At 64.0% G+C, this 13,494-nt stretch carries 12 protein-coding genes; 2 read left to right on the top strand and 10 right to left on the bottom strand.

Annotated features, from left to right (window positions below):
* Positions 1-1,479, bottom strand: a complete 1,479-nt coding sequence (locus QTI17_RS20930; protein WP_286535322.1) for a cytochrome P450 — start codon at positions 1,477-1,479, stop codon at positions 1-3.
* 655 nt (positions 1,480-2,134) lie between these two features.
* Here QTI17_RS20930 and QTI17_RS20935 point away from each other — a divergent pair.
* Positions 2,135-2,536 carry a DUF4282 domain-containing protein gene (locus tag QTI17_RS20935; protein ID WP_286535323.1) on the top strand — a complete coding sequence of 134 codons (402 nt, stop codon included), beginning with the start codon at positions 2,135-2,137 and terminating at the stop codon, positions 2,534-2,536.
* Between the two features lie 338 nt (positions 2,537-2,874).
* Here the strand turns inward: QTI17_RS20935 and QTI17_RS20940 are convergent, their stop codons facing one another.
* The 9 genes from QTI17_RS20940 to QTI17_RS20980 form a co-directional block, all read right to left on the bottom strand.
* The gene (locus QTI17_RS20940) at positions 2,875-3,414 is read right to left on the bottom strand and encodes a cupin domain-containing protein (RefSeq protein WP_286535325.1); all 540 of its coding nucleotides are present in this window, start codon (positions 3,412-3,414) and stop codon (positions 2,875-2,877) included.
* A 21-nt stretch (positions 3,415-3,435) separates the two neighbouring features.
* Positions 3,436-4,548, bottom strand: a complete 1,113-nt coding sequence (locus QTI17_RS20945; RefSeq protein ID WP_286535327.1) for an alcohol dehydrogenase catalytic domain-containing protein — start codon at positions 4,546-4,548, stop codon at positions 3,436-3,438.
* Between the two features lie 167 nt (positions 4,549-4,715).
* Positions 4,716-5,585 (bottom strand): alpha/beta fold hydrolase, encoded by an 870-nt coding sequence (locus tag QTI17_RS20950; RefSeq protein WP_286535328.1) that lies wholly within the window; start codon positions 5,583-5,585, stop codon positions 4,716-4,718.
* A 38-nt stretch (positions 5,586-5,623) separates the two neighbouring features.
* Entirely contained in the window at positions 5,624-6,691 is a 1,068-nt protein-coding gene (dmpG, locus tag QTI17_RS20955) for a 4-hydroxy-2-oxovalerate aldolase (protein ID WP_286535329.1), read from the bottom strand.
* Between the two features lie 11 nt (positions 6,692-6,702).
* The gene (locus QTI17_RS20960) at positions 6,703-7,653 is read right to left on the bottom strand and encodes an acetaldehyde dehydrogenase (acetylating) (RefSeq protein WP_286535331.1); all 951 of its coding nucleotides are present in this window, start codon (positions 7,651-7,653) and stop codon (positions 6,703-6,705) included.
* Between the two features lie 67 nt (positions 7,654-7,720).
* Positions 7,721-8,509: a 2-keto-4-pentenoate hydratase gene (gene mhpD / locus QTI17_RS20965; protein ID WP_286535332.1), complete on the bottom strand. Its 789-nt coding sequence runs from the start codon at positions 8,507-8,509 to the stop codon at positions 7,721-7,723.
* 13 nt (positions 8,510-8,522) lie between these two features.
* A complete protein-coding gene (locus tag QTI17_RS20970; protein WP_286535333.1) occupies positions 8,523-9,473 on the bottom strand; it encodes a 3-carboxyethylcatechol 2,3-dioxygenase in 951 nt (316 codons plus the stop codon).
* A complete protein-coding gene (locus tag QTI17_RS20975; RefSeq protein WP_286535334.1) occupies positions 9,473-11,248 on the bottom strand; it encodes an FAD-dependent oxidoreductase in 1,776 nt (591 codons plus the stop codon). The genes QTI17_RS20970 and QTI17_RS20975 overlap by 1 nt, the downstream gene beginning before the upstream one ends.
* Before the next feature lie 19 nt (positions 11,249-11,267).
* Positions 11,268-12,260, bottom strand: a complete 993-nt coding sequence (locus QTI17_RS20980; RefSeq protein ID WP_286535335.1) for a Bug family tripartite tricarboxylate transporter substrate binding protein — start codon at positions 12,258-12,260, stop codon at positions 11,268-11,270.
* A 124-nt stretch (positions 12,261-12,384) separates the two neighbouring features.
* On the opposite strand from QTI17_RS20980, the gene QTI17_RS20985 reads away from it, so the two are divergent.
* Positions 12,385-13,200, top strand: coding sequence for a DNA-binding transcriptional regulator (locus QTI17_RS20985; protein ID WP_286535336.1), 816 nt, complete (start codon positions 12,385-12,387; stop codon positions 13,198-13,200).
* Positions 13,201-13,494: the final 294 nt, after the last annotated feature.

The raw sequence follows: 13,494 nt of genomic DNA on the forward strand, positions 1-13,494 counted from the left end.
TCACGAAGAAGTGCTGATGGCCCGGGGTGAAAGGTGAACCGACAGCCCGACGGGAGACATCGTGAGCGACATGTATTCCGCCGGCCCGCCCTCGGGCGTCCTCATCTGCGCGATGTCGAAGTTCGCGAGCAATGTCGCCATCACCATCTTGATCTCCGCCAGTGCGAGATAGCGACCTGGGCACACGCGCGGGCCACCACCGAAGGGCATCACTACGCGCTTGGCACCCATCATCCGCTCGCCCTCTGCGTGAGTGCCATCGATCCAGCGCGTCGGGCGAAACGCCTTCGGCTCATCGAAACGATTTGCATCCATGCCGGCAGGGCGCATCACGCAGGTCACGAACACGCCTCCTGGGACCGCGACGTCGCCGATCACGACGTCATGCGCAGCTTGGACGATGTTGATGGGGGCGACCGGCTTGAGGCGCATCGCTTCGTTGGCGCAGGCCTCGACGAAGTCGAGCTGTGAGAGTTGATCGGTCGAGCGTGGGATCTGGCCCGCGCCGACGATCGCATCGACCTCGTTCCGCGCCCGCTTCCACTCGTCGGGGTGGTCGTGCAGGAGCCAGATGAGCCAACCCAGGGTATTGGCGGTCGTGTCCTCGCCGGCGAGCAGCATGGTCAGCACATTGCCGGACAGATCCTCGTCACTGAGCCCCGCACTCTCTCTGTCGCAGGCGGCAATGAGCGCCTGCAGCAGGTTTTCGGGGCGCTGCATCAGTTCAGGCCGGCGCTCGATGTGCTGACGCTCCTCCCGGATGAACTTCTGCACCGCGCCCTGCAATGCTTCCACGTGCTGCCGAAGCCCAGGCTTGGGCAGCCAGCGCTCGAAGTCGATCGGCGCGAGGACGCGGCGCGCCAAGGTCGGAAAGATCACGTTGAGGTGTTGCTGGATCACATCATGATCGCCCCGCTCCAGTGTGTTGAGGTTGCGGCCGAACGCAAGGCAGGTGGTCACGTCCACCGTGTAGCGCATCAGGTCGGTCATGAGATCGATTTCACGATCGCTGTGCGCGTCGCTCAACCAACGTGCGCGAAGCCGGGCCGTGACCGCTTCGATGGAAGGCAGAAAAGTCTTCAGGTGTGCCGGATCCAGCCCCGCCAGCACGATCTGACGCTGGCGGCGCCACGCTTCCCCGTTGGCGGAGAACAGGCCGTGAAAGCCAAGATCCTTGCAGACCTGCACCAGTCGCGGCCCCTTGATGAATCCCTCCGGGCGCTGCTTGAGCACGGAGGCGTTGAGCGCTGGGTCGCTCACGCAAAGAAAGTTGCGCTCGGCGATCGAGAAGCGGAACAAGCCCCCGTACTCCTCCGTCCATCCCTCGAGAATCCGATGGAAGGCTTCCGGCTTGATCTGGAGCGCGTTGCCGAGCAGAGGCACTCCTTTGGGACCTGGCAGGTCGAAAAAGCGACGCAGCCGCGCGGCGGGTGGTTCGGCCTTGGTCGGGGAAGCGTGGTCGGTTGGATCGGCGCTCATGAGACCCCCTTTCTGCTTGCGCGATGCTAAGCCTGCTGCGCGCGCCAGCCAACTGCATCGGAGTTGTGACAGCCGTCGGCGAATCGCCCCTTGTTCGTAGACGTAGCGCCGCGCCGGCGGCTTTGGAGAAGGCGCACGGCAACACGCCTTGCGTTGCTGCGACCCATCGGTCGCTGGAGTCCTCGCTTGGCGTACCCCAAGCTATTGAGGGAGGCGAGTATGGGCTGCCGGCGCACGACAGCTCCTGGCCGAACTCGGCAGGTACGGCCGTAGGCTGCAGGATCTGCAACTTCGTCTGTGTCAAGCCTCGTGCACTGGCCAGATTTCCGCCCATTCGAGAGGCGCGCGGTGCTTTCCTTGATAGGCTTCAAGCATGTCCATCGGCTGGCGCGCAAGCCAATCATCGAATTCCTCTGCATACGACTCGCCGTGCCCCATTCGCCACCCCAGCGCCCAAGAGGCTCGCCCACTGGAGCCGGACAACGCCTGAGAACGTGGGCTTTTTCACACTGTCGGTGGCTCAATTGCCTGCAGTGCACACCCCCTCCCTGCGGGAGGGGCAGGACCCGCACTGCGCTTGGCAGCATGATGGCCGCATACGCTTCATGCTCGTGCACCAAAAGCGCCACGAGTTCCAATTCACTGAGGTCGGACCATGAACACACATTCCCATCACGCCCAGGAAGAGCACATAGGATCGGCCCCTGTCGGATCGCGGATTGACCCCGTCTTTACCGGCGAGATGCCCGCGCGGAGGAATAGACGTCCAACCGTCGGCATTGACGAATTCGTTGGGAGATTGCGGGTGGAAAGCATCTACCCGATCTTTCGCGGCTTTGTTCAAGTGTTCTACGTGATTGGCCTCCTGCTTGCGGCCGCCTGTGCGATCGGCGGTGTCGTCGCGTTGCTCAGGACCGGCGGCGGGATGGTCGCGCTCGCCGTGGGGATTGGTTTGGCCGTACTCCTTGTGCTCTTCGCACGCTTGTTCAAGGAAACATCGCTCATGCTCGCGGACATGAGCGACGCCATGGTGCGGATTGCTCGCAACCAAGAGTAGTTCGTACATCTACTCTTGCATTCGAGCGATGCAAAGCGGTGACGCGCTGGCTGCCTTCTCGAGGAGCACCAGCGTGCAATAGTCCACGTAGTGCAGCGCCGCACAGTCACGTCTTGAATGCCGGCGGTGATCGCATGTGGCACACACGGCCGCGATATGGGCGTTCGCGTGCTTCCGTTCCAGTCGGAAGTCGCCTCAAGACTGGTTGCTATCGGTCGCTCGCGATCCGTGGATGTCTCAGATGGGCCCTGACCCCGCCATCCACCTTCGACCGACGAGTGGCAGCGGTGCGATCGAAAGCGGTCGGAGAAGTCGGGGCCACGACTCCAATGCCCAGCTCAGGAGCGCTTTGCCCCGACAAGGACGAACAGCATGGTCGCCGGCTTGTCGCTCTTGTTGCGCCAGGCGTGGCGTGTGCCGTTCTGAACGACCACATCGCGCGGCGCGAGCTTCTTCGTAGCGCCATCGTCGAGTTCGAGGTGTAGCTCGCCGTCGATCAACACGCCGTAGTCAACGGAGTCGGAGGTATGCATGCCGGGGTGATCCATCTCGAACTTCTCAGCCAAACCGGGCAGCACTCGCATGTACTCACCTCCGGCGGCAGCCGGATCGAAGTCGGGAGTCATCATCACAGCGTCGGGAGGAAACGTGATGAACATCAGGTTCGTGCCACCTGGCGGCGGCGTCCATGACATGGCAGAGACTGCCGGGTCACCCTCGCCCGCGGGCACTGTCGCGTTGGGGGCCGTCTCCCACAGCAAGGAAGTAACAAAGCCTGGAACGTGCTCGAACTCGGTGGTACGCGGTGCAGCCGCGTCCGATACGAAAACGGCGTTTCCTTTCCGGTCGTGGCCGGTGACGATGCGTCGGATGTGCATGGTGTGCTCCTTTTGTGCCGCTCAATGCATGATCACTACGTTGGTGAATCCGCCGCTGCGCTGGTCGATCGCATCCAGCGCTTCATTGACACGCTCAAGCGGAAAGCGCTCGTGCTCGAACACCCTGAGATTGAGCGTGCCCGCGTGGGCCATCGCCGCCATGTCCTCGCCTTCCGCGGTCGTGAACCACAGCGAGCCGATGTAGGACTTCTGCAGGCACATGAGGGGGAACGGCTCCAGCGGGATGGGATCGGCAACGCCGCCAATGTTGATCGCCTTCCCTCCGCGGCGCAGAGCATTGAACGAGTCGAGCACCGTCGCCACCGCAGCATTGGGGCCCAGCGCCTCGATGAGCGCATCGACACCGAAACCCCCGGTCGCTTCCATCACGATTTCGGAAGTCGGCCGCGATCCGAGCGCGATCGGGACGATGCGCTGCGGATTCAGTTGCTGCAGCTTTTCGAGCAGCGTGGTGTTGCGCCCCGTCGCGAAGATTTTGGCCGCGCCCATGGCCAGCGCAAGCATGACCGCGCCCAACCCCAGTGTGCCCGTCGCGCCGTCAATGAGCACCGTCTGACCTGGGGAGAACTGCGCCTTTCGCAGTGCCGAGTAAGCGGTGCCCAGATAGCCGAAGCGAGCGCCTTGCTCGAAGCTGATGCTGTCGGGCAGCTTCACCAGGTTGGCGGCGGGTGCCGTCAGGTACTGGCCGAAGCCTCCGTATGGGTAGTCCTCGAAGAGCTGCTGCGAGCCCGGACCAAAGCCGAAGTAGCCCTGGAACGTGTAGGAGGTGCAGTTGATGTGATCGCCGCGCCGGCATGCGAGGCAGCTTCCGCACGATAGCCCCGGATTCACGTAGACGCGGTCGCCGGGCTTGATGTCTGCGCGGACTTGGCTGCCCACCTGCGTCACCACGCCGGCCGAGTCGAGGCCGTAGATTGCGGGCAAAGCAGGCAATGGCAGGAAGGGAAACCACTTCGGATAGCTGGTGACCACATTGCGCAGGTTAGGCACGACGCCCGCGGCTTTCACTTCGACAAGCACGTCGGTGGACCGAACTTCGGGTACCGGGATCGTGTCAACCTGGAAAGGTTCACCGATCTTGTGCAGACGTGCAGCATTCATCATCTTGGTCATGGAAGTCTCCGTTGAACTAGAGAAAAATCGCCGGACTCCCACGCCCGGCCGGGGGATCGCTTGACGAGCCAGTGGCTCCTTTCGATTCGCACAGACCTCCGGACGCGGGTGTCCAATCGCCGCGCATCGAGCGAGGCGTTCAAGAAAAGATCAGCGTCCGAGTTGGTTCAGCGCGCCAGGAAGTCCAGCACCATGCGGTTGAACTTGTCGGCGTGCTCCCACTGCGCCCAGTGGCCGCAGCGGCTGAACACGTGCAGGTCGGCCTTCTGCAGGCCGGTCACCAGCCGCAGGCCGATGTCCAGGGGAACGAAGCGGTCGTCACGCCCCCAGACCACCAGCGTCGGAGCCGCGATCTCGCCAAGCCGGTGCCCCACATCGGGAAACTGCTTCGGGTTCGCCTCGGTGCTCTTGACGAAGTTCTCGAGGTGATCGCGGCGGCTGAGCATGTTTTCCAGGCGCGCCTGGAAAAGCTCCTCGGTGAGATTGCTCGTGTCGTAGACAAACACGTTCATCATGCGCTTGAGGTTCTCGATCGTCGGATCACGGTACAGCGCGCCAATCAGCTTGATGCCCTCGGTGGGCATCGGCACGAACGGGCTGAGCCCCCCGGTACCGCCACCCATCAGCACCAGCTTGCCCACGCGTTCGGGGTTGGCCAGCGCGAAGGCAACCGCGCTGTGCCCACCCATCGAGTTGCCGACGATATGCACCTTGTCGAGGCCAATGGCGTCCATCAGGCCCTTGAGCGCCCGTGCGTTGAGGTCGGAACGCGAGCCGGTGCTGACCACTGGGTCGCTCTTGCTCCAGCCCGGACAGTCCATCAGGACGACGCGGTAGCCGGCGGCCACGAACGGCTCGACGTTGCGGTTGAAATTGGCCCAGCCGCTTGCGCCGGGGCCCGAGCCGTGCAGCATCACCACAGTCTCGGCGCCGCTACCGGCATCGTTGTAGTGCAGTTGTAGGTCGAGGTCGCCTTCCTTGATGCGGACGAAGCGGCTTGTGTGGGATTCGGTGATGGGAGCGTTGTTGGTGGACATGACTTGGTCTCGGTTGTGTTGATTTCGGGAAAAGGGACTCAGGCGGCTTCGCTCATGGTGGGCGGCTGGTGAACGCGCTCGTGTTCGACGCCCTTCAACAGGTCAAGGGCCACGTCAACGATCATGTCTTCCTGACCACCGACCATGCGGCGTTTGCCCAGCTCGACCAGGATGTCCACCGTTTTCAGACCGTACTTGCCGGCGGCTGCTTCCGAATGGCGCAGGAAACTCGAATACACCCCGGCATAGCCGAGCGCCAGCGTCTCGCGATCCACGCGAACGGGACGGTCTTGCAAAGGGCGGACGATGTCGTCGGCCGCGTCCATCAGCTTGTAGAGGTCGGTGCCGTGGTTCCAGCCCATACGCGCGGCTGCTGCAATGAACACCTCCAGCGGTGCGTTACCCGCCCCGGCGCCCATCCCCGCCAGGCTTGCGTCGACGCGGTCACAGCCTTCTTCAACCGCGACGATGCTATTGGCGACGCCCAGGCTCAGGTTGTGGTGCGCGTGCATGCCCGTCTGCGTTTCGGGCCTGAGCACGTCCTTGAACGCACGAAATCGATCTCGCACTTCGTTCATGCTCAACGCACCGCCGGAGTCCACCACGTAGCAGCAGGTCGCGCCATAGCTTTCCATCAGCTTGGCCTGCTCGGCCAGCGCTTGCGGCGTGGTCATGTGACTCATCATCAGAAACCCCACGGCCTCCATGCCCAGATGGCGCGCATACTCGATGTGCTGTCTCGAAACGTCGGCCTCGGTGCAATGCGTCGCCACGCGCACGATGCGCGCTCCTGCTTCATAGGCCGCCTTGAGGTCGTGCACCGTTCCGATGCCAGGCAGCAGTAGCGTTGCAATCTTCGCGTGCTTGACCACGCTGGCGACCGCCTCGATCCACTCGACATCGGTGTGAGCACCGAACCCGTAGTTGAAACTGCCGCCCTGCAGGCCGTCGCCGTGGGCGACCTCGATGGAATCGACCTTGGCCTCGTCGAGCGCCTTGGCGATCTGCTTGGCTTGCTCTACGCTGTACTGGTGGCGAATGGCGTGGCTGCCGTCACGTAGGGTCACATCGGAGATGTAGATCTTCTTTTCGGATTGATGGCTCATCGGTGTCTCCTTCAGGCTGGCACGGCGGTGAGCATCCGCTCGGCCATGGATTCGGCGGTGCGCAAGGCGGCGCTGGTCATGATGTCGAGGTTGCCGGCATAGGCAGGCAGGTAGTGCGCAGCGCCCTCTACCTCCAGGAAGATGGAGGTTTTCAGCCCGTGCATGCGCGCTCCCACGCCGGGAATGCGGATCGGGCGGTCGGCCTCGATGCGGTCGAACTGCACCCTCTGCTTGACGCGATAGCCTTGCACATAGGCCTGTACGTCTGCGGCCATGCGCTCGACAGAAGCGGCGATCTCGTCCTCATCGGCGAAGTCGCTCAGTGTGTAGACGGTGTCCCGCATCATCAGCGGCGGTTCGGCCGGGTTCAGCACGATGATGGCTTTGCCTTTGGCAGCGCCGCCAACCGCCTCGATGGCCTGGGACGTCGTCTCCGTGAACTCGTCGATGTTGGCGCGTGTGCCGGGCCCGGCACTCTTGCTCGAGATGCTGGCGACGATTTCGCCGTAGTGAACCTTCGTCACGCGCGAGACGGCGGCCACCATCGGGATGGTGGCCTGTCCACCGCACGTGACCATGTTGACGTTGAGCGCGTCCAGATGCGCCTGGCCATTGACCACAGGAATGCAGTACGGACCGATCGCTGCGGGCGTGAGGTCTACGAGGCGGATCTCGGGCTTGAGGCTGCGAAGGAATGCGTCGTTCTTAACGTGCGCGCCGGCAGAGGTGGCGTCGAAAACGATGTCGATGTCATCGAAAACGGGCAGGCGCGAGAGACCTTGCACGCCTTCGTGGGTCGTTGCCACGCCCATGCGCGCGGCACGTGCCAACCCGTCGGACGCGGCGTCGATGCCGACCATCGCCCCCATTTCGATGCGCTGGCCGTGGCGTAGGATCTTGATCATCAAGTCCGTACCGATGTTGCCGCTGCCGATGATTGCGGCCTTCAGTTTGCGGGTCATGAATGTTCCTTTTGGGGTGATGCGACTGCGAAGGCTTCGGCGGCCGCGTGGGGTTCGGTGGGATGGCTCATGCTGCGGAGAAGCGGGCGCGAACGCTGCCCACTCCTTCGATACGTGCCTCGAAGTGATCGCCTGGCAGTACGGGAACCATGGGTCCCAACGCCCCCGTGAGGACCAGATCCCCCGCGCGCAGCGGTTGACCAAGAGAGGCCAGCTTGCGTGCCAGCCAGACAGCGGCGTTGAGGGGATGGCCGAGGCACGCCGCACCGCTGCCGCTCGACACGGCCTCCTCGCCGCGCAGCATCGTCATGCCACACAACTTGAGGTCCAAGGCGTTGAGCTTGGTCGGTACGCCGCCCAGCGCGACCAGGCCGCTGGAGGCGTTGTCGGCGACCGTGTCCGCAAAGCGGATGTTCCAGTTGGCGATTCGGCTGCCAACGATCTCGATGGCTGGCAGGACGTAGGCCGTAGCGCCGATCAGTTCCACCAGCGTGGTATCGGCGGCTGGCAGGTCACGCTCAAGGACCAACGCGACTTCGGCCTCGACCTTGGGCTGCAACGTGCGCGAAAGCGGGATTTCTTCGTCGTCCCCATAGAGCATGTCGGCAAACAACGTCCCGAAGTCGGGCTGATCCACACCGAGTTGGCGCTGAACGGCAGGCGATGTCAGACCGATCTTGCGGCCCACCACCCGCCGTCCCTGCGCCAGCGCATGCGCTACGTTGGCCTGCTGGATGGCGTAGGCGAGGCTGCCGTCCGGGTCGGTGCCGAGTTCGTCGCGCAAGGGGGCAATCGGCTCTCGTTGAGACTCGGCCATGCGCAAGCGCTCAGCCCACTGTTCGATGCGGGGGTCCATTTGATCTTCCTGTTCAGTTGGATTGCTTTAGCAACATGAGGCCGAAGCCGGCGATGTATTCGGGGATGGCCTGGTAGTGGCGCAAGGCGCAGGTCAGCGGGCGATCCACGGCGAGGGCGCTGCGCGCGACGAGCCAACTCTTGGACTCGTGCGCCGACAGACCACCCTCCCTTTCGATGCTGTCCTCGCTCATGGCGCACAGCGCATCGAGGCCCGCGGAGCCATCGACCAGACCGTCCATCCACCGGCGGTCCCACTCCGGGTTGATGGGCTTCATGGCGCTGTCGCCGGCTGCCAGCGCGAGGCCAGCGGCCATCACACGTTGTGTCTTGGCCTCGCGCTCCTCTGGCGTCGGCTCGCTGCGGTGGGTGATGCGTTCGCGAACGGCCGCGTCCGGGTGTGAGAGCGTAGGGACCGGCGGCTCGTGCGAGAGGCCGCCGGAGCCAATCAGCAGGGTGCGCCGCGGCTCCTTGTCGAGGAAGCGGCCGATGGCCTCTCCCAACGCTCGGCAGCGGCGCAGACGCGGGATTCCTGGCTGGGCGACCGCGTTTAGAAAGATCGGCAGCACGGGCGGCGTGTCCAGGCCACCCCACAGAAGCTGCAGCGATTGTGCGAACCCATGATCGACCTGCATGCGACGCGATACAGCGAGGTCGAAGTCCTCATCCATCAGTCGCGTGGCCAGTGCCACCGCCGCGTCGGCATCCACATGGAGGTCACCAGCCGGCGTCAGATAGTCACCCACCGAGCGCGCCTGCGTGCCAATACAGAACGGCGGCATCAGCTCGTTGAAGAAGCCGTTGTAGTGATCCGGCGCCACGAGCACGACGAGCTCCGGGGCGAATGCCACGACCTGATCGCGAGCGCTGGCAATGGCGGCCTTCAGTGCTTGCTCCACCGGCGGCGCGACGGGGTTGAGCCCCATCAGCGGTGAATGCGAGATGCCCAGGAATGCGCGTTCCATCACGCCGCCTCCAACACCCGCGACTTCTGGTCCAGCAACGAGGCCAGGGCCTGCTCAAGCTCCTCTCGGGCTTGCGCGGAATCCGCCACCCCAGCTTGCTGGCGCCAAGCCACGACACCGTCGGGCCGCACCAGCAACGCACCCGCTTCCTCGATTTCACGGACCGCGTGCCAGCTGCAGTAGACGTCCTGGGCGGTCGGGCCTCCGATCACAACGGTGCGGAGGAACGGCAGGTCCATCTCTTTCGCAGCGTCCGCCCAGGCTTGACCGGCGATCCCCGTTACCAGCGAGACCTTGCCCTTGCCCGTCAGATCCAGCGTCGACACGCGACGGCCGTCCTCGCCCACCAACCAGGCGTGAGGCAGCTTGGCGCCAGGGCGCGTCGTGGGTTGGACGTGGAGCTGCGGGTCGCGCTTCCAGACCTCCTCGGTTGCGTCGGGCTCCGGAATGACGGCCTCCGATACGCAGCGCTGGTTGAGCTCGACGCCCTGCGCATTGAACTCGTAGTTCTTCAGCTTCAATGCCTCGGCCAACGCGGAGCGCCGGGCGATGCCCGCCGCACCCGGATCGGCGAGTTCGTCGATCCCGGCGGCGAGCGGATCCGGTGCGCCTGCCTTGCGGAAGGCCTGTTGGAGCGGGGCATAGTCCAGTCGCGATTGATTGGCGCGCTTCACGATCTGCGCGCCGACCGGAGCGCGCTCGAGGGTGTATGAATCCAGCAGTTGCTCGCCAGCGTGCCCCTTGACCACGAATGCCAGTTTCCAGGCCAGGTTGAAGGCGTCCTGCATGCACGTGTTCGAGCCCAGGCCACTCGAGGGCGGATGGCGGTGGACTGCATCGCCGCCGCAGAAGACGCGGCCGGAGGAGTAGACAGGCGCATGTGCTTGATTGACGTACCAGACCGACGTGCTGTCGATCTTGAACTCCAAGTCTGGGTCGCCGACCAGCGCGCGCACCTTGCGCTTGACTTCTTCGGGCGAAAAATCGGGCTCGCCCTTCGACATGTCGAAACCCCAGCCCGCGATCCATTGGTTCCAGGGTTTGATGGCTCGTAACAGTCCCATGCCGATTTCGCCAAAAGAGGCGTCGGAAGTCACCATCCAGTACAGGATGCTGGGTCGGTGGGCCACATAGCGCGTGAGGTCGGCCGTGAACAGAACGTAGGCGGTGGCAGCGCGCGCCAGTTGCCCCTCCACCTTCAGGCCTGCATCGTCCATGACCTTGGATTTGGCACCGTCTGCGCCAACAAGGTAACGCGCCCTGACCTGATACTCGCGGCCGGTGAGCAGATCGCGCAGCTTCACTGTCACGCCCGACGTGTCCTGCTCGTGACTTAGGTACTCGGTGTTGAAGGAAAAGATCGCCCCGCGCGCGACGGCGTTCTTCACCAGCAGTGGCTCCATCTGGTCCTGCGGCAGATCCATCATTGGGCAGGGGCTGGCCTGCAGGTAGTCTCCGACGCGCTCGTCGCCGGTGCCCCAGGTGCGCAGCCGGGCGATCTCCGGTCCGGCAAGACTGGTGGTAAAAAGGGTGTCGCCCATCCACTCCCAAGGTGTGGCATCGCGCCGGGCTTCTTGCTCAACGCCCAGGTCGCGCAGCACTTCCATGGCGCGCTGGTTGGTGATGTGCGCACGCGGTGTATTGGCCGTCCAGTTGTAGCGGTTGACCACGTGCACGCGCACGCCGTACGTTGCCAGTGCAAGTGCGGTCGTCGCCCCCATTGGGCCGGTGCCCACCACCAGCACGTCGGTTTGAAATTCCTGCGATCGGGTCATGATTGGCCTCCCTGCTTGGTTACTTGATCGTTGCCTGGATTACCGAGCCATAGGTCTCGATGTCTCGGCGCACACGGGCTGCCAGTTCGGCAGAGTCCGCCGGGTAGGGGTCGCCCGAGATACCCAGCTTGTCCTTCATCGCCGGCTGCTTGAGGGCCGCGTTGAACTCGCGGCCCAGCTTGTCCACGATGGCCGGCGGGGTCCCGGCCGGTGCGACAAAGAAGAGGTAGTTGGAGATCGCCAGGCCCGGGTAGCCACTTTCGGCAAGCGTCGGAACCTCGGGCAGCAATGGATGGCGTTGCGCGCCCAGCGTGGCGATCGGCACCAGCTTGCCCGCCTTGATGTACTGCTGTGCGTAGTGCACCGGCATGACCATCGTGTCGATCTGTCCCGCCAGCAGATCCGTGGCCGCCGGCGCCAGACCCTTGTAGGGCACATCCACGAAGTCAGCCTTCGTCAAGCCGCGCAGCTGATGCATGTGAATGAACCACGGGCTTCCCGTTCCCATGGTGCCGAAGTTCAGGCCGGAGTTCTTATTGTCCTTGGACAGCTGGACCAGGTCCTTCACGGTACGAGCCGGTACCTTGGGATTCACCACGAGCACCAGCGGCACGATGATCATCCCTGAGACGGGAACGAAGTCCTTCAGCGCGTCGTAGGGCACCTTGGCGCCGAGCACGTCTGCGGCCTTCGGCAGCTTGGCCATCGCATGGTTGATGGCGTGGGAATCCGAAACCACCCCGATCGTGTAGCCGTCCGCCGGCGCCCTGGCCACGGCTTCGGTGCCGATGATCGAGGACGCGCCGGGGCGGTTGTCGATGATGATGGTTTGCTTGAGATTGGCCGACGCCGCCTCTGCGACGGCGCGCGCCGCCGAGTCGGCATTGCCGCCGGCCGGATACGGCACGATGATCTTGATGGGCTGCTTGGCAGGCCACTCCTGTGCCCAGGATGGGCTGGCGGCGAAACCCAGTGCGGCAATGGTGCAAAGGGCACGGCGAGTGATGGTCATCTTGTCTCCTGAATAGGGTGGTTGAGGCTTCTGTCGTCGCATTCCTTGCGACTGGTTGGCAGTGTCTGAGGGGGACCTCAAGTCGTATAGTCCGTGCACACAGTGCACCGAATGAAAGCGACGAATGCCCGTATCCGCAAGTTTTGGGGACTCGACCCTCTACCGGGAGGTGCGCGGCCTGAGCCGCGGGCTGGCCGTGCTGCGGGCCTTGAACGCGATGCCCGGCGGCATTGGTGGGGTCGTGGAACTGGCTCGCGTCACCGGACTGCACCGCACCACCGTCAAGCGCCTGCTCGAGACATTAAAAACAGAAGGCTTGGTGCACCACAAGGACGACGGGTTGTCCTATGCCTTGGGCTTTGAAGTCAGGCGCTTGTCCGAGGGGTACGTGGGCGCCGACTGGATCGACCGGGTGGCGGCGCCAGCGATGCGCGCGCATCTGCGCGCCCTTTCATGGCCGAGCGACCTGGCCACGCCAGACGGTGGTTTCATGATCGTGCGGGAATCCACCCACCGGGTGAGCATGCTCTCGCAGCACCGCGCGACGATCGGCATCCGCATTCCTATGCTCGTCTCTTCGCTCGGCAGAGCGTGGCTGACCTGGTGCGCAGACGAAGAGCGCGAGGCCACGCTATCGTTGCTGCAGGAACGCACCGACGCCATTGGAGAAATGGCGCGCGACGGCGCCTATGTGAAGCGGGTGCTCCGGGAGACGCGACGACGTGGATACGCGATGAACAAGGGGGAATGGCTCACCGAGGCCAGCGTGACGGCCGTGGGCTTCCCGATACGAATCGGCGAGCACGCAATCGGCGCGATCAATCTGGTTCTGCAAAACAACGCCGTGACAGATCGCGAGATTGCCACGCGCTATGTGCCGCTGCTGCGCACGCTGGCAGATGAGATCTCCCAAGGAGCAGCGAGTTCGCCTCGCGGCTGACCATGAATTGATAGGGTTTACGGGTAAACCCTTGATTCCGGCGTAGGCCTCTTGGCTCGCGACGGGCGCTTCCGCCCAGTAGCCAACGGCAAGTAAGCGAGCGAGACCGGTCCTAGCAGACGGGCGAGTGACTGTCCGGTCGTGGCCGAACTAAGTCTCCGGCCGTCGCCGAGCGAAAGACGGCAATCGCTTCTATGAGGGCTGGAATGTCAAGGCCTTCATGGCGGTCGATCGTCAAGACTGAGCGATCGAAGGTCGGGAACCGGTGGAAGTCCGAGTCCGTGCCCGGACGAG

The organism is Variovorax sp. J31P179 (genome assembly GCF_030316985.1).
Classification (GTDB): domain Bacteria; phylum Pseudomonadota; class Gammaproteobacteria; order Burkholderiales; family Burkholderiaceae_C; genus Variovorax; species Variovorax ginsengisoli_B.